The 22,594-nt window shown below is 36.3% G+C and carries 16 protein-coding genes; 12 read left to right on the plus strand and 4 right to left on the minus strand.

What is annotated here, in order from left to right:
- The first annotated feature begins 50 nt into the window (after positions 1–50).
- The gene (locus LJY09_RS09105) at positions 51–1,085 is read left to right on the plus strand and encodes a DUF3231 family protein (protein ID WP_028413702.1); all 1,035 of its coding nucleotides are present in this window, start codon (positions 51–53) and stop codon (positions 1,083–1,085) included.
- Between the two features lie 633 nt (positions 1,086–1,718).
- Here LJY09_RS09105 and LJY09_RS09110 read toward each other — a convergent pair.
- Positions 1,719–2,858, minus strand: coding sequence for a hypothetical protein (locus LJY09_RS09110; RefSeq protein ID WP_028413701.1), 1,140 nt, complete (start codon positions 2,856–2,858; stop codon positions 1,719–1,721).
- 900 nt (positions 2,859–3,758) lie between these two features.
- A complete protein-coding gene (locus LJY09_RS09115) occupies positions 3,759–5,189 on the minus strand; it encodes a hypothetical protein (RefSeq protein WP_028413700.1) in 1,431 nt (476 codons plus the stop codon).
- A gap of 376 nt (positions 5,190–5,565) precedes the next feature.
- On the opposite strand from LJY09_RS09115, the gene LJY09_RS09120 reads away from it, so the two are divergent.
- Positions 5,566–5,916, plus strand: a complete 351-nt coding sequence (locus LJY09_RS09120; protein ID WP_098112763.1) for a VOC family protein — start codon at positions 5,566–5,568, stop codon at positions 5,914–5,916.
- Between the two features lie 61 nt (positions 5,917–5,977).
- Here the strand turns inward: LJY09_RS09120 and LJY09_RS09125 are convergent, their stop codons facing one another.
- Together LJY09_RS09125 and LJY09_RS09130 are read right to left on the minus strand one after the other, a co-directional pair.
- On the minus strand, positions 5,978–7,069 hold the full coding sequence (locus tag LJY09_RS09125) for an AI-2E family transporter (RefSeq protein WP_025751972.1): 1,092 nt from the start codon (positions 7,067–7,069) through the stop codon (positions 5,978–5,980).
- A gap of 109 nt (positions 7,070–7,178) precedes the next feature.
- A complete protein-coding gene (locus LJY09_RS09130; RefSeq protein WP_013082787.1) occupies positions 7,179–7,373 on the minus strand; it encodes a twin-arginine translocase TatA/TatE family subunit in 195 nt (64 codons plus the stop codon).
- 513 nt (positions 7,374–7,886) lie between these two features.
- Between LJY09_RS09130 and uxaC the strand changes: the two genes are divergently transcribed.
- From uxaC to LJY09_RS09180, 10 genes are all read left to right on the plus strand, one after another.
- Positions 7,887–9,308 carry a glucuronate isomerase gene (gene uxaC / locus LJY09_RS09135; RefSeq protein WP_028413698.1) on the plus strand — a complete coding sequence of 474 codons (1,422 nt, stop codon included), beginning with the start codon at positions 7,887–7,889 and terminating at the stop codon, positions 9,306–9,308.
- 47 nt (positions 9,309–9,355) lie between these two features.
- Positions 9,356–10,738: a glycoside-pentoside-hexuronide (GPH):cation symporter gene (locus LJY09_RS09140; RefSeq protein ID WP_028413697.1), complete on the plus strand. Its 1,383-nt coding sequence runs from the start codon at positions 9,356–9,358 to the stop codon at positions 10,736–10,738.
- Between the two features lie 102 nt (positions 10,739–10,840).
- Positions 10,841–11,854, plus strand: coding sequence for a LacI family DNA-binding transcriptional regulator (locus LJY09_RS09145; RefSeq protein WP_028413696.1), 1,014 nt, complete (start codon positions 10,841–10,843; stop codon positions 11,852–11,854).
- A gap of 117 nt (positions 11,855–11,971) precedes the next feature.
- Positions 11,972–13,435: a tagaturonate reductase gene (locus LJY09_RS09150; RefSeq protein WP_028413695.1), complete on the plus strand. Its 1,464-nt coding sequence runs from the start codon at positions 11,972–11,974 to the stop codon at positions 13,433–13,435.
- Positions 13,436–13,447: 12 nt separating this feature from the next.
- Complete coding sequence (locus LJY09_RS09155; protein WP_028413694.1) at positions 13,448–14,938, plus strand: UxaA family hydrolase; 1,491 nt, start codon at positions 13,448–13,450, stop codon at positions 14,936–14,938.
- Between the two features lie 42 nt (positions 14,939–14,980).
- Positions 14,981–16,378 (plus strand): glycoside hydrolase family 28 protein, encoded by a 1,398-nt coding sequence (locus LJY09_RS09160; protein ID WP_028413693.1) that lies wholly within the window; start codon positions 14,981–14,983, stop codon positions 16,376–16,378.
- A gap of 610 nt (positions 16,379–16,988) precedes the next feature.
- Entirely contained in the window at positions 16,989–18,938 is a 1,950-nt protein-coding gene (locus LJY09_RS09165) for a beta-galactosidase (protein WP_098112761.1), read from the plus strand.
- Positions 18,939–19,033: 95 nt separating this feature from the next.
- A complete protein-coding gene (locus LJY09_RS09170; RefSeq protein ID WP_098112760.1) occupies positions 19,034–20,398 on the plus strand; it encodes a glycoside-pentoside-hexuronide (GPH):cation symporter in 1,365 nt (454 codons plus the stop codon).
- 117 nt (positions 20,399–20,515) lie between these two features.
- Positions 20,516–20,761, plus strand: a complete 246-nt coding sequence (locus LJY09_RS09175; RefSeq protein WP_013082790.1) for a DUF2164 domain-containing protein — start codon at positions 20,516–20,518, stop codon at positions 20,759–20,761.
- Between the two features lie 243 nt (positions 20,762–21,004).
- Entirely contained in the window at positions 21,005–22,501 is a 1,497-nt protein-coding gene (locus tag LJY09_RS09180) for a CoA transferase (RefSeq protein WP_155010206.1), read from the plus strand.
- Positions 22,502–22,594: the final 93 nt, after the last annotated feature.

A 22,594-nucleotide genomic window follows, 5' to 3' on the forward strand; every position in this document is an offset into this window, starting at 1 on the left:
ATAAAATAGAAAAGACCAACCTAAGAACAAATTGAATTAGGAGATTATAGATGGAAAGAATCAAACCAATTAAAATAGGTTCAAAAAAAACAAGCGTGAAAGAGAAATTAACAGCCCCCGAAATGGGTAAACTTTGGGCAACCTATATGGGCAACAGCATGTCTTCGTATATTTTAAGTTATTTTCTTGAACACGTTGAAGATCCCGATATAAAAAAGCTGTTACAGCATGCAAAAGGCCTAACGGAAGAATTTCAAAGTACCGTAAAAGACATTTTCACAAAAGAGAATGTGCCAATTCCATATGGATTTACGGAAGAAGACGTGAACGTAGGCGCTCCAAAGCTGTTTGAAGATGAATTTTACGTGCATTATTTAAAATATGCTGCTAAAGCGGGACTAAGCATTTACAGTATCGCACTGCCCCTAGTGTATAGAGAAGATGTAAAGACATTTTTAACGTATTGTATGAAAGCTACAATGGAACTGATGGAGCAAATAAAAGCAATCTTAATGGATAAAGGACTTATTATTAAGCCGCCAATTATTCCTGCACCAGAAAAAGTGAACATGGCTAACACTCATTATTTAAGCGGGTTTATAGAAGATGTTCGACCTTTGCATGCATTAGAAATTGCTCATTTGTACGATAACATCGAGAATAATGTGACAAGTAAAGCCTTAATCTTAGCATTTAGTCAAGTTGTTAAAAGTGAAAAAATCCGCGCATTATTTGTAAAAGGAGAAGACCTGACAAATAATGCGGTAGAACGCTATATCGAAAAGCTTCACCGAGCTAATTTACCAGCGCCATCTTTTCTTGATCATTTAGTCACTACTTCTACTTTTTCACCATTTTCGGATAAATTGATGCTGTTTCACAAAATGGATATGTTCTCAATGAAAATGAGAGCTTTTGGAAATTCAGTAGCCGTCAATGGAAGGCATGATTTGGCGCTGTTATATGGAAAATCAATGACAAATATCTCAAGGTTTGTATATGATGCTGCATCTATTATGATGGAAAACGGCTGGATGGAAACACCGCCGGAAGCGGTAGATAGAGATCATTTAAACTCCAACTAATGAAACAACCTGCCATAAAATATGTAAAAAGTTCTTAACCTATATAGCTCTACTGAATAAAACACACACAATACAGATCTCCAGGTTTTGTGTGTGTTTTATTTGAAGAGAAAAAAAGCTGTTAATCCTGTTTTTATATTTACTAGTCATTAAACTAAACCAGCTTAGGATTAAAATTTGTATAGGAGCTCAATGTCTCCCTGTATAAAAAATGCTATTTATTCGCTGCTCTTTATTTTAAAGAAATTACTATACATTTATAAGAGATTAAAAAGAAATTAAAGAGATTATAAACATTGTTAAAAATTATATTGGTAAAAGCCTTCTGCTGACTGAGTTTAAGGGGTATTAAGGAATCAAAAAAACTGCAGTTAACAACAAGAATTTTCACGAAAAAATATAGGATTTTTTTATAACGGCCATATTTTCTACGCAATCGATCGGAAAATAACGTTTATTTATTGTATTTTTTGTTCATTTAGTTGATTTTTTTCACGAAAATGAAAATCATTATCATTTAAAGAGATTTATTATAGTTAATAGACAAATATATTTTAGTAAGTTAAAGAGAAAGAAAGAATAGGAGGGAAATAAAGTAGAGGTGAGTAAAAAAAGGCATAACAAAAAAGAGTATTATAGAGCGTTAATTTTTGCCTGATAATACCCGTTGGCAATTTTGCGGATATACGTAAAGAAGTTTGACTCCATTTCATGCACAAGAGGGCGAAATGCATCCATACTTTCTTCTATGTAAGTTTGTTGTAGGTAACGCTGAACGGACGTTAATGATTTTTCGATTATATCTAAACCGAACTCATGCACAATGGAATGAATATCTTCTTTTTTAATAGAATAATGGCCAAAAGATTTAAAGAAATTCTTAAACTGAGCAAATGCATGCTCTCCACGGATTTTTTCGATTTCTTTTTGTTTTTTACTATCATGAGCACCAGTTAAATTGAAACTTAAAATAAAACCATCCTTGATTTTTTCAATAATCGATTTTCTTGGCTGCTTTTCTTCTAATAATGTTTTGACACAATCATCTTTTTCTAGTACATCGATACGGAAAATTTTACTTAATTTACTAGCCATTTCTTTAATAGCAGCTTTATAGCCAATGTATTTCGGAAGAATGTGTTTTACCTCGGTGTAAGATAAAAGGGCTTCTGAATCTTTCTTTACGTTTACATCAGATTCGTATACATACAAAGCACGTAAAGCCAGGCGCAGCATGTTAATATTTTTGATAGCCAGCAATTGATAAATCACTTCCATTGAAACAGAAGTGTAACCACCTTTTGAAGTATATGTATTGTGATCTTTATCAAGCATTTCCGGAGTATATGATATGTTTTGAGCATCAGCAGCTTCTTTTATATGTAAATCTAAAAAATCCTCTAAATAGTTGTTTAAAGAAACTTGAATATAGTCTCCCCATAAACGATTCCAGCGAATGATGTCATAGTCTTCTAAAAGCTTATTATTATTTTGAACGGTCCGAACGGAACATTGGATTGTATTAGCCAGTTCTTGCTCAGAAATAATTGAAATATGACCTTGGCTGTTACATTTGGCTACGTAAGCTAAAATTTGCTTCATCAGAGAACCCGTCCACTTTATGTCTACAAAGTTTTTTGCTAGACCAAATGAATGTTTTTCATAGTAATAGCTGTTGTCTCGTTTCGTCTCTCTATTTAAACCGCTCATGACAATCAGCAGCTTGTTTGCTATCAGAGTGTGCCGTTTTAGTGCCAGCTTTTGTATACTCATGTAGTTACCTCCTTTCCAAAACTATATACGTCATCTTTTACAGTATAGACACAGTCATATAGGCTGTAAAATGACATATTTGCACGGAAAAATGGTGCATTTTTTTAAAAGACTAGTGATACCAAGGGACGAGACATCTATTTACAAGGTGACATATTTGCACGGAGATGTGGAGCAAAAATAGCGTTACATTTCATAAACGTTGATAAAACAGCATTCTTAAGACAAATGTCGTATTATGACGGATGAAATACACGTAATGTGACAAATTCAAAAAAAAATTTGATGTAAAAATGACATATTTGCACGGAGAATAGGAGCAAAAATGATAAAAATAAAGATTTGGGCAACAAAGTGACACATTTGCACGGAAAATAGGGACATAAAACAAAAAAATGCCCTTTTTTAGACACAGAAAGTTCACATTTTTACAAAGAATAAATGAACATTTGCAGAAAAAATCGCGCTTTTTTAAAAAAGTGGCATGTTTGCACGGAAATCTAGAGCAAAAAACACTTTTGCACGGAGATTTGGAGCAAAAAATGCAGAAAACGAAGGGGGAAAGTCGCTGTCTCAAGAAAAATTATGTAAAAGTGGCATATTTGCACGGAAGATTGGAGCCAAACTTATAGTAAATACAGTATAGAAAGAAAAACGACACTTTTGCACGGGAACCTGGAGCAAAAATTAGTTATAACACTTCTTTTAGGCACAAAAAGTTCACAAAATGATAGGGAAGGTGAAGTTTAATAACTATATCAGCAGGGGAAATAGTATGTTTATATGGAGAATTGGAGCAAAAAAACACTTTTGCACGGAAATGTGGAGCAAAAAATGCAGTAACTAATGGTAGGCAGATAAAAAGAATGCTCTTATAAAGATCATAAGAGCATTCTTTTTTTAGCCTATAGAACTTGTTACGTTTTGATAGATAGAAAGGGGAGCATATTCGTAATCACCGGCTAATAAGTCTTTTACTTCACTTTCTCCCACAGGAATAAAGGTGATCTGAAACACTTGGCCCACTCTTTTATAAGATTGGACAGCTAGTTTTTGTTCGACTAGCTCATCTAAGGCTGTTTCAATTTCGACAAGGTTTTCTTTTTTGCGTCTTTTTCGAAAGCGGACTCTTGTCGAAAAATATAAATAATCTCTTGTGACATTGTATGAAGATTTTGTTTCATAGCAAATGAGACGCTCTTTTTGCATAACGAATAGCAAATGGTAAGCGGCGTCTAAACTTAATTTTTCTACTTTATTTTTGTAAATACGCACCGTTTGGCGTTGAATATAGTCTCTATATATCACTTCATTGACGTGAATTTCAGCAATTCGCGTTCCGTTTGGCATCGTAGTAATATCCACAAAGTCAAAAATACCATAGGCAATTGTCTTATTATGCTGTACTTTTGACATGCTGTAGTGCTTCATTTTTGTAATTCTTTCTTCTATCATCTGGTAATTGCGCTTACTGTCTGTTTTATAAAGTGCTTTCACAAGGTCACCAATCTTTACATTAATGATTTTTTGTGTAGCGAACAACTCGTCGCGTTGGCTCATGATCTCTAAAAACACTTTATAATCAAACCGATCTAAATCACTAATTTTATTTCCATTTTCTTCAGCGTATTCTTTTTCTATTAACAATTCGTAATCTGTCCCGTCTTCAGAGTTATAAGTACTTAAGAAATATTCTTTTCCTTCTTTCTCTAATAGGGGTTGCTCGACGAGAAGCTTTGCTCTTGAGTTAGAGAAAAAAGGGTTCTCTACAGTTGAAAAAGGGCTTTCAATAATACTGTGGTTTCCGTTTTGGAAGCTAGGGTCCAGTATAGTCAGCCCAATAATAATAGATATATCCGTATGAATTGCTTTTTCTCGCTGCGTTTTGGTTTTTTGATGAATATAAGGATAATCAGTTAAGAAGAAGCTATCTTCTTGACTCCATTCACGTAGGATATCAATTCGTTTATTAATGACTTCTTCCGGAGACGGTATGTTTTCAAACTGTTTGCAAAAGAGTTCTTTTCCGTTTGTTTTATAATAAGCTGTTAGCGCTCTGTATTCCCCAATCAGCTCTTTATTCTTCTTGGGCTTTTTTTGCTCATAGTCGCGTATAGCAGCATCTAACCACCTGCGTTTCGTACGATTGAGAAAGTCTTTTTTTAAAATTCTCAACGCTTCGTTTACATCTTTATTTTCAAAGTGCTGCTGATAAAGAGGGAGGATGGTGCTCTCTAAATCACCTTTTATACTTTCGTTATAAACAGATAAGAGGCGTAATTTAGATACTCTATCAATGACTTCGCGTATGAGTAAAGATGAATAATCCATACACATCTAACCTCCTTAATCTTAAGTTAGTCATTTTAATTCTTAGTTGGATAGTAGCTTTAAATCTATTGTAATGCACGAAAGTTCGATGCCACAAACAAAAGACGGCTACTATCTATAGTCTATTTTTCATTATACACGTGCAAAGGGGGCGAAGGGGGAGATTTTCTTATTTTCTTTTTTCGCAATCCAAATTTGGTCATGAAGTATATACATTTGCTGTGTAGCTTATGTAAGAAGGATAACTCTGTTCGCAAGACTGCTAATTCTGCTGCGGAGTTTACTGGATGAATAGCAAGCAATTTAAAATAAAAGGATATCAGCGGTTAAAAGAGAATACTTTCTAAAACTACTAAACATACCCTGGAGGTCATGAATGAACCCTATATTAAATGAAGTAGGCACGATTTTTATTCCTGTAGAAGATATACAAAAAGCACGAGACTGGTATTGTGACGTGCTAGGTTTGCCGGCAGATGGAGACATTTTATATGATCATTTATATGTGATACCTATGAATGGAACAGGAATTGTATTAGATAGCAAAACTTATTCAAAAAATACGCTTTTTAAAACGCCAGCTTTTCATTTGAATACAAACGATATTAAAGAAGCTTATGAATATATGAAACAGAAAAAAGTAGAGCTAACGACAGGAATTCAACACAATCATTGGTTTACATTTAAAGATCCGGATGGAAATCACCTGATGGTGTGTCAGTGCTGAACCTATGGAACAATAAAAGGACCTTCAAGAGAAGGTCCTTTTATTGTATTGCCTTTGCATTTTACAACTTGATAGATTTATTTCTGAATTGAATCATTCTTACAATATTTATCACAATGGTTTTTGTTACAGCATAAGCCGGAATCGCTAAGATCATTCCGAGTATTCCTGCAATATTACCCGCAACAAGCAATAAAATAATAATTGTTAAAGGATGTGTGTTTAATTTCTTTCCAATTACTAGCGGAGAAATAATGTTCCCGTCGAGCTGTTGAACGATTACGACGACAATAATTACTAATATCGCTTTTGTAGGAGAGTATAATAAACCTACGATTAAAGCGGGTGCTACGCCAATAAAAGGGCCAACGTACGGGATAATATTAGTAAGGGCTCCTATTAGTGCGAGTATTAATGCATAAGGCAACCCGATGATGAGGTAACCAATGAATGTACTAATACCGACAAACAAACAAACGAGCATTTGGCCTTGAATATAAGTAGCTAGCGTATTTGTTGTTTCTTTCATTGTACGTAACGTTTCTTTTCGGTAAGAAGCAGGAACCATACGCAGCGTATTTTTACGAAGTTTATGGCTGTCTTTAAGCATATAAAAAAGAATGAAAGGAACGGTTACAACCGTAAGTGTAATATTTGTTACGACGCTTAAAACAGATGAAATACTGTTTGTGAGATTCGTAGGTAAAGTAGACGCGTAGTTTAAAAGTGACTCTTCAATATGATCGAGCGACACATATTTTTGTTCAACGAGCCAGTTAAACCATCTTGAATTAGATAAATCATTTATGTACTCTCTCGTTTCTACAATGTAAGACGGAATATTCTTAGCCAAATCAGTTAATTGTTTAGATAAAGTAGGTCCCACACCGCCTACAATAGAAGCAATTACGCCGATAAAAACAACGTATAATAGTAAAATGGCCAGTGTTTTTGGCACTTTTTTTCTTGTGAGAAATGACACAATTGGTTCGAATAAAAAGAAAAGAAAACCAGCTACAAGAATAGGGAAAAACAAAGTGGAGATAAACACACCGATTGGCAGAAAAACAAACGAAATATGTTTACAAATATAAATCAGTAAAGCAATCATTAATAGTTCTAATGTCCAAAAATGCAGTTTCGATTTAAACAAAAAGTTACCCTCTTTCTTTACTATTTTTTACTATCATACATCAAAAAAGAAACCCACTGCACGTTAAAAGTGGGCTTTTTAGTCTGTATAACTTTCATTTACATAAAAATTAGGATTTTTCCTCTTTATCTTCAGTAGTATCCTCTGGAGTTTTTTTGTCGTCATCCTGTATAATTCCTTCCGCTGCATTTTTAAATTCTCGCAGGGAATGTCCAAATGCTCGTCCTATGTCCGGCAATTTGCTTGGTCCAAATACAATTAAGGCAGTAATCCCGATTACGACCATGCTTGTGGCTCCTGGCATGATATCCTCTCCTTTAAAAGCAATGAATATATGAAAATTAAAAAGAGATAGTAAATAAAGTGCATGTTTATACTATTCACTTTTCTCTTTAAAATTCCTTTATTTTAAATGATACGAAAACAAGGTGGAGCGGCTATGTATGATTTAAATGCTAGTAGTGATATTTTGCATATGAAATTTATTATAGCATTAAAGACAGCCGTTCACCTTATTACTCTTGTATAAGCCCTATGTGAAAAAACTTGCTTTAATTCTTATGGAATCATGTCAGAAATCGTGTTTTTAAAATTAAAGAATCAGTATATGAAAACAAGAAAAGAAAAAAATCGAAAAAATATAAAGATAAATTGTTGTAAAATTTAGAAATAAGTAATAGAATTAAATAAAATGTTAACGTTAACATTTTTGTTGTTGAAGATTATATCTTATTAAAATAGTTATCTATAAATAAGATTATTTATCCTCATATAAAATTTTGTTAACGTTAACAAAAAAGTAAAGGAGTAGGTAGAAATGAAACAGTTTATGGATGACCATTTTTTATTAACAAATGAAACAGCAGCACACTTGTATAATACTTACGCAAAAGATATGCCGATTATTGATTATCATTGCCACTTAAACCCGCAGGAAGTTTATGAGAATAAACAGTTTAAAACGTTAACTAACGTTTGGCTAGATGGAGATCACTATAAATGGAGACTGATGAGAGCGAACGGAATTGAAGAAGAAAAGATAACAGGATCAGCGAGTGACTATGAAAAATTTCTCGCGTGGGCTAAAACAGTTCCGATGACGATTGGGAATCCGCTATATCATTGGACGCATTTAGAGTTAAGGCGTTTTTTTAATATTGATGAGATATTAAATGAACAGACGGCACCGTTTATTTGGGAAAAAGCAAACGAGAAATTACGCAGCGGTAAGTTTGGTGCAAGGGATCTTATTACACGTTCTAACGTAAAAGTTATCTGTACAACGGATGACCCAACAGATTCATTAGAGTATCATATGAAACTAAGAGATGTCCAAGGTTTTGAGACCCAAGTACTTCCAAGTTTTCGTCCGGATAAAGGGCTTGAAATCAACCAAGAAGGGTTTAAGAGCTGGATTGCAAAGTTGCAAGATTGTTCAAACCGCTCCATTTACACCTATGATGATTTGTTAAAAGCTCTTGAAAGTCGAGCTCGTTTTTTCCATTCCATGGGAGGGCGTTTATCTGATCACGCACTAAATAAAATGGTATATACGAAGACTTCGAAAGAAGAAGTTTCGGAGATTTTCTTAAAAGCCTTAAAAGGTGAAGGCGTAAGTACTGAGGAAGAAAGTAAATACAAGTCATATACGTTAATCTTTTTAGGGAAGCTGTATAATGAGCTAGGTTGGGCAATGCAATTTCACCTTCATGCTCTTAGAAACAATAACACCAAAATGTTTCGTCAGTTAGGTCCAGATACAGGGTATGACTCGATGTATGACGGACAAGTGGCAGAGCCTCTCGTACAGCTTCTTGATCAAATGGACGTACAAAATAGTTTGCCAAAGACGATTTTATATTCGTTAAATCCAAAAGATAATTATGTATTAGCAAGTATAATTGGCAGCTTTCAAGGAGACGGTATTCCTGGCAAGCTGCAGCTTGGCACGGCTTGGTGGTTTAATGATCAACGAGAAGGTATGTTAGAACAAATGAAAGCGTTATCAAATGTTGGGTTGTTTAGTCGGTTTATCGGTATGTTAACAGATTCCCGAAGTTTTCTTTCGTATACAAGGCATGAATATTTCAGAAGACTAGTATGCAGCTTAATTGGTACGTGGGTGGAAGAAGGGGAAGTACCTAATGACCAACAGCTGCTTGAGCAAATTGTAAAAGGAATATGTTATGAAAATGCTAAAGACTACTTTAGCTTCCCAGCCTATACGTTGCAAAAATAAAGGCGCAAAATAGTTTAAAGAATTGCAAGGGGAGAAGGGGGATTACCATGAGTGTTGTGGCAACAGAAAGAAAGGTTGAAATAAAAGTAGAAAAGAAAAATCTTAGTGTAAAAGAAAAAATATCTTATGGTATGGGTGATTTTGGTAACGGTTTCATGTTCGATTTAGGGCAGCTTTATTTGTTGAAGTTCTTTACAGATGTGGCAGGCATCCCTGCCGCGGCTGCGGGAGGGATTTTTCTAGTAAGTAAGTTATTTGCAGCAGTTTGTGATCCCATTGTTGGTTCGTCCATTGATTACCGAAAAAACATCGGAGCTAAAGGGAAATTCCGGCCGTATTTACTATTCGGAAGTATGGTGTTAGCCATTTTAACCGTACTCACGTTTATTTCGCCAAATCTTTCACCGGCAGGTAAATTAATTTATGCGTACGCTTCTTATATGATTTGGGGAATTGGCTATTCATTTGTCAATATTCCATACGGATCGCTAGGCGCATCCATGACTCAAAATACTTCTGATCGCACGTCTCTTGCTGCTTTTCGTCAAACAGGATCATTAGGTGCACTGTTTGTAACCAGCATTGCTGTTGTACCGCTCATTCTGTTATTTCCAAATGAAAAAATCGGTTATCCCGTTGTTATGGGAATTATGTCGGTCATTGGAATCATCGCTTTTTATGTATGCTATCGCAATTGCAAAGAACGCATTGTCGTAAAAGAGAGTCCAAAAGAAAAACTATCAGTCAAGTCTATTTTTAAGACGTTTGTAAGTAACAAACCTCTTTTAATTTTAGTGTTTATGACGGTATTTACCATTTCAGCTTACAATATTAAATCAGCTATGCTTATTTACTTTGCACAGTATAATTTAGGAAATGTTAAATTGATGGCTTACATGAACTTTATTATTATTGGTTCATCCTTTCTAGGAGTCATTATGCTGCCAAAGCTTGTTAGCCGATTTGGAAAAAAGCAAGCTGCAATGATTGGCTTAGGAATCAGTATTGCAGCGGACACAGTAAATTTCTTTATGCCTTCTAACGTCGTAATTTTTACGATTTTAGCAAGTATTGCTTTTATAGGTATCAGCATTCCTAACGGGATTACATGGGCATTTGTATCAGATATTATTGATTATGGTGAATGGAAAACAGGCGAAAGAAAAGAAGGCACAACGTATTCATTGTTCAACTTTTCTCGAAAGCTTGCTCAGTCGCTATCCGGCTTCTTATCAGGTATTGGTTTAGGGTTAGTTGGGTATATCCCAAACGTGGCACAAAAGGCAGGTACATTAGTGGGAATTAAAAGTTTGCTGTTACTATATCCTGCTATTGCTTTGTCCATTGCTGCAGTGATTATTGGTTTTATGTATAAGCTAACGGATAAGAAACACGCGGAGATTGTCCAAGATATTCATGCTAGGTCTTAGTCAAAACTGTCATAACATTCACCATTTGCTTATTATTCCTACTAACTTGTGATATCCTTATAATAAAAATCGATACTGATTCATTAAAGGAAGGTAAATGAAATGGGTGTTACAATTAAGGATATTGCAAAACTAGCAAACGTATCACATACAACGGTTTCACGTGCATTAAACAATAGTCCGCTTATTAAAGAAAAAACAAAAAAGAAAATTTTAGAGATTGCAAATACGCTTAACTATATTCCTGATTATCATGCGAAAAATTTAGTGCTTCAAAAATCTCATACAATTGGATTGTTTTTTACGAGCATGGCAAACGGTACGTCACCAAGTTTTTTAGTAGATAGTATTAGAGGGGTAAGTAAAGTAATTGATGTTCAGTATAATTTATTTGTAAGAGGCATTGACGATTATGATGATTATACGTACATCAACAATAAACGCTTTGATGCGATTATTTTAATGAGTCAAAGCGACCGTGATAACACTTTTATATATAACGTAGTAGAAAAAGGCATCCCGTTGATTGTGCTCAACCGTCAAGTTGACGATTCATCGATTATTAATATTTTGTCAAATGACAAAGAAGGAGCCTACAAAGCCGGCGAATATTTGATTGAATTAGGTCACAGGCATATTGCAATCATAGAAGGAATAGAAGGTTTTAAATCAACTCAACAGCGTAAGGAAGGATTTCTTAACTCGTTAATTGATCACAATGTTTCCATTCGCCAAGAGTATATGATTCAAGGAAATTACGATATGCAAAGCGGATATGAAGGAATGAAAGCACTGTTAAGGTTAAAGCAGCCGCCTACTGCTGTTTTTTGTTCAAATGATGATATGGCAATCGGTGCTATGAACGCCGCATTCGAGTCTGGGCTAAACGTACCGAGTGATATCTCAATTATTGGATTTGATGATATTGAATTAGCCAAATACACCACTCCTTCACTCACAACCGTTAAAAGACCAATCGAGAAAATCAGCATGACCGGAGCAGAAGCAGTTTTATCATTAATGGACAAAGATGACAAAAAGATGCTGCAAAATAAAGTTTTAATTAATACCGAATTAATGGTTCGCCAGTCTGTAAAGTCACGCTCATCTATGTAGCCGGTTATTTAGTATAACCGGCCCAAAAATGTTAACGTTAACATTTTTAAGAAATAAAACAATATAAAAAGCTATAAAAATAACAATGTTAATGTGTGCAAAAAAGGAGATGCTAACATGAAGTTAAACCGTCAGATGCAAGCTAACACACGTATATACTCAGAAAAAGTACTGCAGTTTGGAGAAGGCGTATTTCTAAGAGGGTTTGCTGATTGGCAAATTCATCAAATGAACAAACACACTGCATTTAAAGGCAGTATAGTAGCTGTCAATCCGAGAATTACGGGAAATGCAGGTAAATTGAATGAGCAAGACGGTTTGTTTACGGTTTCTCTTCAAGGAATTCAAGACGGTAAAGCAGTCAAAGAACATGAAGTAATTGAATCTATTAGCCGAGGTCTAAATCCATATGAAGATTATGAGGCGTATATGCAATTAGCGGAGAAAGAAGAGCTAAGATTTCTTATTTCTAATACAACAGAAGCAGGTATCGCATTTTTAGAAGAAGACCGCTTGGAACATGCACCGCAAACGAGTTTTCCTGGTAAAGTTACGGCATTTCTATATAAGCGGTTTCAAGCTTTTCAAGGAGATCCAACAAAGGGACTTATTATCCTTCCTTGTGAATTAGTGGAGCGAAACGGGGATTTGTTAAAGAAAATGGTATTGCGCTATGCCGACAAATGGAATTTAGAGAAAAAGTTTACCGAATGGATACACGAAGCAAATGCTTTTTGCTGCACGCTTGTTGACCGAATTGTGCCAGGTTATCCAAACGATGAAAATCTGCTCAATGAACTGAGTTATGAAGATGAGTTTTTTGTGATCGCAGAGCCATTTTACTTATGGGTTATTGAGGGACCTGAGTGGGTAAAAGAAGAGTTTCCCGCGGAAGAAGCTGGTTTACATGTGAAATTTGTGAACGACATTGCACCATATGCGCTGCAGAAAGTCAGAATTTTAAATGGGATTCATACTGCTATGATGCCTGTTGCGTATTTAGCGGAACTAAATACGGTCAGAGAAGCAGTCGAAGATGATGTAATCGGAACGTTTATTCGAAAGTGTCTGTATGAAGAAATTATTCCTAGTTTACCAGTTTCGGAAGAAGAGTCTTTGCCATTTGCTAAATCTGCATTAGAACGCTTTCAAAATCCGTTTATCCACCACGCATTAATGAGCATCTCTTTGAACAGCATGACAAAGTTTAAAACGCGAAACATCCCAACTCTTAAAGAGTACGTTGAAAAGCAAGGAGCGCTGCCGGCTTTGCTTACATTTTCTCTCAGTGCCCTCATTTCTTTTTATAAAGGAAAAAGAGAAGGAGAAAAAATTGAACTATCAGATGACCCTGCAGTTCTAGAAATGTATGAATCTCTTTGGAATACGTTTGACGGTACTGAAAAAAGCATTTCTTACATTGTAAAAGAAGTGCTGGGATATAAAGAGCATTGGGGAGAGAATTTAAATACGATTCCTAGCTTAACAGAAGCCGTAACAAATGGAGTCTTAGCCATTGAAACTCTCGGAATGAAACAGGCAATAAAAGAAATTCTCTATGTAACCGCAACTAAACAGTAAGAGGTGAAGCATATGAAAGAAGTAATTCGTATTCATGAGGAAGATAATGTAGCAGTAGCTTTACGAGATTTTTTAGCACAAGAGAACCTTATGGTTGATGGAAAAGAAATTTCTCTAAAAGAAGAAGTAAAAAGGGGCCATAAAATAGCTCTTACGCCAATTTCAGCGGGCGGCAACATTATAAAATATGGTTTTCCAATCGGGCATGCGACGCACTCTATTTCACCTGGTGAATGGGTGCATACGCATAACACAAAAACAAATTTAAATAATGTTAACGAATATGAATTTCATCAAAAGTTAGCAGCTCCTAAAGAAAAAAAACAATCGCTAACGTTTAAAGGATATCGCCGCAAAAACGGAGACATTGGAATTAGAAATGAGCTTTGGATTATTCCAACGGTAGGGTGCGTAAATGGTATAGCCGAACAAATGATTAAACAGTTTCAAAAAGAAATAGGGGATATCTCGCCTTTTGAACATGTAACCGTTTTAAAACACAATTACGGATGTTCTCAGCTCGGTGATGATCACCTTAATACAAGAACCATGCTTACGGGAATGGTACAGCATCCAAATGCTGGAGGCGTATTAGTATTAGGGCTTGGATGTGAGAATAATAGCTTAACAGAATTTAAACAAGCGCTAGGTACAATTGATGAAAGCAGAGTGAAGTTTTTACAATCTCAAGACGTCGAGGATGAAATTGAGGCAGGAGTCACTTTGTTAAAAGAAATTTATGCTGCTGCTAAAGATGATAAAAGAGAAGACGTTGATATTTCCAGGCTGAAAGTAGGTCTTAAATGCGGTGGGTCAGATGGATTATCTGGTATTACAGCAAATCCGCTGCTCGGTAAATTCTCTGACTGGCTCATTGCCCAAGGAGGCACAACAGTTTTAACAGAAGTACCTGAAATGTTTGGTGCAGAAACCCTGCTAATGGAAAGAGCTGTTGATGAACAAACATTTGATAAAATTGTTCATCTGGTTAATGACTTTAAAACGTATTTTCTCAATCATGAACAGCCGGTGTATGAAAATCCTTCTCCCGGCAATAAAGCAGGCGGCATTACAACGTTAGAAGATAAATCACTTGGCTGTACTCAAAAAGCAGGCACGGCCCCAGTCGTAGACGTGTTAAATTACGGAGATCGCTTACAAACTAACGGTTTAAATTTACTAAGTGCTCCTGGAAATGATTTAGTTGCCTCAACTGCTTTAGCGGCTTCAGGGTGTCACATTGTACTGTTTACAACGGGACGAGGAACGCCGTTTGGAACGTTTGTGCCCACTATAAAAATTTCTACAAACACCGCTCTTTATAACAAGAAGCCGCACTGGATTGATTTTAATGGAGGGGTACTGGTTGAAGGTGACACAGAAGAAGCTACGTTAGAAAGCTTTATTGAGTACATGATCGGGGTTTCTAGCGGAGAGCTTGTAAATAACGAAAAAAATGATTTTAAAGAAATGGCCATTTTTAAAACAGGCGTTACTTTATAAATAAGTCGGTTACTAGATTGTTAAACGAAAGGGGAAAAGCTAGTGAAAAAATATGTGCTTTCTTTGTTTGTGATGACTCTGATGCTTATTTTACCGTTTTCTGCCCAAGGAGAAGCTCTTTCAGCAAGTGAAAAAATAACAGCAGTTAAAGAACAAATTCAGCCTCCTTCATTTCCGAACCGTACGTTTAATATTAAGCGGTACGGAGCAGCAGGAGATGGAAAGTCTGATTCAACGGCTGCTTTTAAAAAAGCAATCGAAGCGGCTAACAAAGCAGGAGGAGGGCGCGTTGTTGTTCCACCAGGAACTTATGTTACCGGTGCGATTTATTTAAAAAGCAATGTAAATCTTCATGTAATGAAAAAAGCTACCATTAAGTTTAGTCAAAATCCTGACAAATACTTACCTGCTGTCTTAACAAGATGGGAAGGCGTGGAGCTATATAATTATTCACCGCTTATCTATGCTTATAACGAAAAAAATATTGCGATTACAGGAGAAGGTACGTTAGATGGACAGGGTGATAACGAACATTGGTGGCCCTGGAAAGGAAAAAAGGAGTTTGGATGGAAAGAAGGCGAGCCCAATCAACAGCAAGATCGCGATTTGCTGTTTAAAATGGCAGAAGAGAAAGTTCCTGTTAAAGAGCGCGTATTTGGCAAAGGGCACTATTTGAGACCTAGTTTTATTCAGCCTTATCACAGCAAAAATATTATGATAAAAGGTGTAACCATTTTAAATTCGCCCATGTGGCAAATCAACCCTGTCTTAAGCGAGAACATTTTAATTGATGATGTAAAAATTATAGGTCATGGTCCTAATAATGATGGAGTAGACCCTGAATCGAGTAAAAATGTGCTTATTAAAGATTCTTATTTTGACAATGGAGATGATTGTATTGCGATTAAGTCGGGGCGTAATGCAGATGGAAGAAGAATCAACGTACCAAGTGAAAATATTATTATTGAAGGAAACGAAATGAAAGATGGCCACGGGGGCGTTGTGATCGGCAGCGAAATATCAGGAAGCGTCCGGAACGTATTTGCTCAGCACAATGTTATGGACAGTCCCAATCTAGACCGGGCGCTGCGCATTAAAACAAATTCAGTTCGCGGCGGAACGATTGAAGATATCGACTTTAGCAGCAATACGGTCAAAAGCGTTGGCAGTGAAGTGATTCAAATAGACATGTACTATGAAGAAGGAGACACAGGGAATTTTACGCCCGTCGTTCGTAATATCAACATAGAAAATTTGCAAAGTAATGGAGGGAAATACGGCTTATGGATTCGAGCCTATGAACGTTCTCCCGTTACAAACCTAACAATTCGTCATTCTAATTTCCAGCATGTTGCAACCCCATTGTTAATGGAGAATGTAAAGAGCCCTGTGTTTGAAGAGTTTTGTATAAATGGAAGCTGCATGAATACAAATCCGTAAAAGGGCGTGTTCATAATCAGCTGCAAGTAAGAGGTAGAACAAACGTATTTTAGCCCAAGAAGTATCCGCACAATGAATCGAGATTATCGATTCATTGTGCGGTCTTTTTTTTGTCGTGATGGTGAACGTAGGATCAATGTGTTAATAATGGTAAAAACCTGCTCTGGAATTTTTACTATTTTATAGATAAGTCAAATGACTCTTACTAATTGATAGATAACATGTATGAAAGAAATGACTTTTGAAGATTGTTTTCTAAGCAATTTATTACCTAAATGTGGATGTGGGAAGTGTGAGGGAAGATATATAAAAGAATTATAAAAACATTTGTCTTTGTAAGCGTTTTATTCTTTATTTTAATAAAGAGCAAAAAAAGGATGTTTTTCTCTAAATTTTTACCATTGAATATTTTGAATAAAGTTCATAAAATAAACTTGTAAGCGTTTTAAAAGATTAGAAAGTATGTATCTTAAAAGTTGAATAGAGAATTATTTATGAAGACAGGAAATGTGATTTTTTTGCTTTTGATCACCGTTTCCAAGAATACCTTAACAAGTAACAGCAAAACGTTCATTTAATGAAATAAAGAAATAGATAGGAGTAGAGAAAAATGTACATCGGCGTCGATTATTACCCTGAACATTGGCCAGAGAATATGATAGAAGAAGATATCCAAGGTATTAAAGAGTTAGGATCAAATATGGTGAGAATAGGGGAGTTCGCTTGGCATCTTATGGAGCCTAAAGAAGGGCAATATGACTTTTCTTTTTTTGATAGCGTTATCAATAAGCTTAAAAAACAGAATATTGACATTATGTTTGGTACCCCTACTGCCACTTTTCCGGCTTGGCTTGCGAAGCAGCATCCTTCTATTTTATCAATAGATGAAAATGGGGCGGTCAGAGCATTTGGAGGAAGACGTCAATATTGTTTTAATTCTCCTCTTTACCGGCAGTATAGCGCTCAGATTACAGAACAACTAGTAAAGCACTACTGCTCAGAAGAAGCAATCGTAGCATGGCAAGTTGACAATGAATTTGGCCATGAAGGCAGTGATATGTGTTACTGCGAACAATGTCATAAAGAGTTTCAGCAGTTTTTGGAAAGAAAATATAAAGATATTCATGAGTTAAATGAAAAGTATGGCACTATTTTCTGGGGACAAACGTATAACGACTTTACCGAAGTGCCTATGCCTGTAAAAACAATTACGACACACAGTCCTTCGTTAAAGCTTGATTGGGCGCGCTTTCGCTCTTTTTCGTTAAACAGATATGCTCATGAACAAACAGCAATTGTGAAGAGATATAAAGGTGATCACCAGCTGTTGACAACGAACGTCTCAGGAGGCTTTTTTGATAAATGGTTTGACCATGAAGAGAATCTAGAAGTCATGGACTTTGTATCCTATGACAATTATCCGGTATGGGGCGGTCAAACAGAGCCGATTACCCCTGCTCATATTGCACTGGGACATGATTTTAATAGAGGTCTGCTACATAAAAACTTCTGGATTGTAGAGGAATTAATGGGTGCTCAAGGTCATGATGTCATCGGTTATCTACCGAGGCCTAATCAGGCAAAAATGTGGTCTTATCAAGCGTTTGCTCATGGATGCACGGACATGCTGTATTTCCGTTGGCGCGGAATGACAAGAGGAGCTGAGCAATACTGCTACGGAATTGTAGGTCACGATAATCATTATGGAAGACGCTACAAAGAAGTTCAGTCGTTATTTAGTGAAATCGTTAAGTACGAACATGTACTTGAATCTGACATTAAGTCGGATGTTGCTGTTTTATATGACTATGAAAATATATGGTCATGGCGCTTTCAGCAGCAAAGTGAAGGGTTTGACTTTACGCAAGAGCTTCTTAGAGGGTATACACCGTTTTATAAGTTGAATACACCTATTGATGTTATTCCTGCTACAAGAGATTTTTCAAGCTATAAAGTACTGGTTGTTCCAGCTTTGCAAATCATTGATGAAGAACTAGGTAAAAGATTTACTGAATTTACTGAAAGCGGAGGCGTTATCGTTTTTACGTTTAGAACCGGCATTAAAGACAAACAAAATAATATTCACTTTAAACAGACGCTGCCCGGATATGTAAAAGAAATAACAGGGATTGAAATTCATGAAGTGGAAGCACTGTCTTCTACTCAAAAAGCAGCTATTAAAGGAAAAGGATCGTATGAAGGAGAACAAGCAAGTGCGTCCGTGTGGAGAGACATTATCACACCTGTAACAGCTGAAGTGCTGTATGAGTATGATGATCCATTTTATAATCAAGCCGCTGTAACAAAAAATCAGTTTGGTCGCGGGACGGTTTATTATGTAGGCTGTGGAATTGAAGGGCAAACGTTTGAAAAAATTGCGCTTGATATTGTAAAACAGCAGCAGATTGAGCATACGGAAAGTGAAGATGGAGTTGAAGTATATCCTCGCAAGCTTGGAGAGACAAGTTATTACTTCCTTATGAACCATACGCCAGAAGTAAAAGTATTTAAAGATATTGTTCTGCAGCCTTACGAAAGTCGAGTTGTAGAAAACATGTAGTAGCAACAGGAGACTAGAATCTCATAAAGCAATGAGATTCTAGTCACTCATAATATGATATGAAAGCGTTTTATAGGAGAAGGGAGTTAGGTTATATGAGCATGGGGGTACAGTCAAAAGTTTCTCTAAAGACCGTATTATCATACGGAATGGGGAGCTTTGGAAACAATATTATTTATGCATTAACAAGTACATATTTAATGATTTTTTATACGGACAGCGTAGGATTAAATGCTGCAGCCGTAGGAACCTTATTTCTTATTGCAAGGATATGGGATGGAATTGCAGACATTATTATCGGAATGATTGTTGATAATACAGAAACGAGATTTGGTAAGTTTAGGCCATATCTTTTAATAGGCGGATTTTTTGCAGCTGTTGCTACAGTCGCGTGTTTTATTAGTCCTGATCTTTCTCACACAGGAAAATTAATTTATGCTTATATCACTTATATCGCGTGGGGAACAAGCTTTGCTATCATGGATATTCCTTATTGGTCGCTTTCAGCAACGATTACACAAGATGTAAAAGAACGAAATAAAGTTGTAGCTTTTCCTAGAACAATTGCAGCAGTAGGGTCTTTATTTGCTAGTTTATTAACTCTTCCACTAGCTCATTATTTTGGAAACTGGTTTATGCTTAGTCTTATTTATGCGTGTATCTTAATGATTACAATGATCATCACATTTTCAGGAGTAAAAGAAAACTATACCGTAAAAAGACAGGAAAAGCAGACGCCAAAAGCAGTTTGGAACTTATTTATTCAAAATAGACCGTTGCGCTACCTGATTTTCTCAATGCTTTTAGTTGAAACAATTTTAACGATTCGAACTACGTTTTCTATTTACTATTTTAAATACAATTTAAATGCAGAGAACATCGCGTCTCTTTATTTAACCTTATTTTTCACAGCACAAATTGTAGGAGCGATCGCGTCTCCTTTCATTTCAAATAAATTTGGAAAGAAACGTGCAGCAATAGGGGGAATTGCCCTAAATGCTGTAGCCACTCTTACAATGTTTGCAACGGGTTTCCACGTTATGCCAGTGATGATTTTAAGCTTTTTAGCTTCTTTTGGCGGTGGGGTTAGTAACATTGCTCAAACATCTATGCTCGCTGACTGTGTAGAATACGGCGAATGGAAAACGGGGAACCGAGCAGAAGGAATGGTGTTTTCTACGAATATTTTCAAAACAAAGGTCGCTTCAGCAGTGGGTGGAGCAGTAGGTGGGTACATCCTTTCAGCAGTAGGGTACGTGCCAAATCAAATTCAGTCACACAGCACGCTCATTTGGATTGCTTTAATCTTTACGATTATTCCGGGTATTCTTTGCTTGTTATCACTTGTCCCACTCGTAAAATATGAGTTGACGGAAAAGAGATATTTAGAGATTTTACAGGATATGAAAAAACGCTCAAGCCGCATAAAAGAAAAACCGGCTATGAAAGTGTCTAGCTAATTCAAATCAACACAAGCATTGTACACAAAAATCACAAGAAAAAAAGACTGCATTTTCTCAGCTCCTCTTGCTATGATGTCAGGTAGACAGATATCAATGTAAAGAGGAGTTTTGTTTATGTTTATTAATTTTTCAAAAGAAGACAAAGATAAAATGCTGAATGAAATTCAAACGTTTTTTTATAACGAACGAGATGAAGAAATCAGTGAATTTGCAGCGGAAAATGTATTGGAGTTTATTAAAGAACATATAGGTCCTCACTTTTATAACCAAGCCATTAAAGATGCGGAAGATATTATGAACCAGGTCATGCTTTCTGCAGAAGAAAATTTACATGCATTAAAAAAACCAATCGAAAAGTAGTTCGAAAAAGAAAATATAAAATAGGAAAAAAGCGTTTTATGTACAAAAACATAAAACGCTTTTGTTTGTTTATGAAACAAATTATTTGTTCGCCCAAGTGATATATGATACATTCGTTTTAAGATAATATTAACGTTAACGTAAAGGTTATATTTAAAGTGTTTTGATTTAACTCGATGAGGGCATAACTTCAGCAAGCAGGGACATAATGAGGTAATTATACGAGGAAAGAAGGGACTACACATGAGCAACATTACGAAAGGTCAGCTAACAAAATCTATTGTGAAAGCAAATGAAAATCGTTTAACGGATAATAGTGATTTTGATATCTATCAAGAGCTGGAAAATGTGCTTCAAGGAGTCGGCTTATCAGCAAAAGACAGTGGAGGAAACATTACATTTTACGGAGAAGATCCAATTGTTCCTAGTACGCTGCGACTTGCCTCAGCAGCAGCTATTGCACTGGTTGCTAAGTCAGTAGCTGTCTCAAAAATTTGGAGAATACGCGGAGGAAAAGGTCAAGATATTCATATGGATTTACGAAAAGCGATTCGAAGATTATCACCTTTTTACGATAAAAAATGGGAAAAGCTTAATGGGTACGCACCGAGTAAAGCAAATGATCCTTATAATCCATTAGGCTTTCGCTTTTATCAAACAAAAGACGGCAAATGGGTGATGCCGCTGAATCCATATCCACGCTCTAAGCATGAAACGCTAAAGCTGTTAAATTGTATAGAAGACCCTGATGCAGTGGCAAAAGCGATTCGCGGATGGAATGCAGAAGAATTGGAAAAAGCTGCAGCGGAGCGAGGAGTTATTATGCCTGTTGTGCGGACAATTGAAGAGTTTATGAATGAGTCCGTGTATGAAGAAGTAGCGCAGCTTCCTTTGATTGAAATTGAAAAGATTGGAGAAAGTGAGCCAATTCCTTTTTCAAAGAACCCTAAAACGCCGCTAGATGGTATTCGAGCATTAGGTCTTGGCCACGTTATTGCAGGAGCAGGATTCGGTAGAGCTCTCGCTTTACACGGTGCGGACGTCTTAAATATTTGGAAGCCAACGGATTGGGAGCATGATACGATTTACGCTACGTCTAATATCGGTATGCGCTCTTCAACGCTGGATATCGGTGAAAAAGAAGGAAAAGAAAAAATGGTTGATCTTCTAAAAGAAGCCGATATCTTTTTTGGGAACCGTCGCTACGGATTTCTAGAGAGATACGGTCTAACAGCTGAAGAGTGTGCAAAATTAAAACCTGGAATCATCCACTGCACCGTTAACCTGCACGGGACGCAAGGAGAGTGGGCAAAAAGAAATGGATTTGACCAGACAGCGGGAAGCGTAACGGGAGTCATGGCGTTAGAAGGATCGCCAGAAAATCCTAAGCTGCCTCCTATTGTAGTTGTCAATGATTATGCAGTTTCTTGGCTGCTTGAAGTTGGTGCTTTAATGGCACTAGAAAGAAGAGCAAAAGAAGGAGGCAGCTACCGCGTGCGTGTATCATTAGATCGCGTATCTTTATGGATTTTATCAATGGGCATCTATGATAAAACATATGCTCATCAAACAGCTGGTTCGTCAGAGAAGCATGAGTACATTGCACCGGATCTCTTTACAGCCCAAACACCTTTAGGATTGTACCAAGGGCTTACAGAACAAATCGAAATGTCGGAAACTCCAGGGGAATATAAGACGGTTCTCGTTCCTCGAGGTTCTTCACGCCCAGAGTGGTTGTGATAACAAGAGGCTGAGACAAAATTATTTTAGTGGAAAGAAAATCCGAACGATGAATCGAGATTCTTGATAAAGGATCCAACTCGTTCGGATTTT

The sequence above is a fragment of the Priestia sp. J2 genome (assembly GCF_020790095.1).
GTDB lineage: Bacteria > Bacillota > Bacilli > Bacillales > Bacillaceae_H > Priestia > Priestia zanthoxyli.

Coding starts and splice junctions, on each gene's coding strand:
- LJY09_RS09115 (WP_028413700.1), bottom strand. CDS start 5,189: ATGGATTATTCATCTTTACTCATACGCGAAGTCATTGATAGAGTATCT.
- LJY09_RS09145 (WP_028413696.1), top strand. CDS start 10,841: ATGGGTGTTACAATTAAGGATATTGCAAAACTAGCAAACGTATCACAT.
- LJY09_RS09140 (WP_028413697.1), top strand. CDS start 9,356: ATGAGTGTTGTGGCAACAGAAAGAAAGGTTGAAATAAAAGTAGAAAAG.
- LJY09_RS09180 (WP_155010206.1), top strand. CDS start 21,005: ATGAGCAACATTACGAAAGGTCAGCTAACAAAATCTATTGTGAAAGCA.
- LJY09_RS09105 (WP_028413702.1), top strand. CDS start 51: ATGGAAAGAATCAAACCAATTAAAATAGGTTCAAAAAAAACAAGCGTG.
- LJY09_RS09130 (WP_013082787.1), bottom strand. CDS start 7,373: ATGCCAGGAGCCACAAGCATGGTCGTAATCGGGATTACTGCCTTAATT.
- uxaC (WP_028413698.1), top strand. CDS start 7,887: ATGAAACAGTTTATGGATGACCATTTTTTATTAACAAATGAAACAGCA.
- LJY09_RS09170 (WP_098112760.1), top strand. CDS start 19,034: ATGAGCATGGGGGTACAGTCAAAAGTTTCTCTAAAGACCGTATTATCA.
- LJY09_RS09165 (WP_098112761.1), top strand. CDS start 16,989: ATGTACATCGGCGTCGATTATTACCCTGAACATTGGCCAGAGAATATG.
- LJY09_RS09155 (WP_028413694.1), top strand. CDS start 13,448: ATGAAAGAAGTAATTCGTATTCATGAGGAAGATAATGTAGCAGTAGCT.
- LJY09_RS09120 (WP_098112763.1), top strand. CDS start 5,566: ATGAACCCTATATTAAATGAAGTAGGCACGATTTTTATTCCTGTAGAA.
- LJY09_RS09150 (WP_028413695.1), top strand. CDS start 11,972: ATGAAGTTAAACCGTCAGATGCAAGCTAACACACGTATATACTCAGAA.
- LJY09_RS09175 (WP_013082790.1), top strand. CDS start 20,516: ATGTTTATTAATTTTTCAAAAGAAGACAAAGATAAAATGCTGAATGAA.
- LJY09_RS09110 (WP_028413701.1), bottom strand. CDS start 2,858: ATGAGTATACAAAAGCTGGCACTAAAACGGCACACTCTGATAGCAAAC.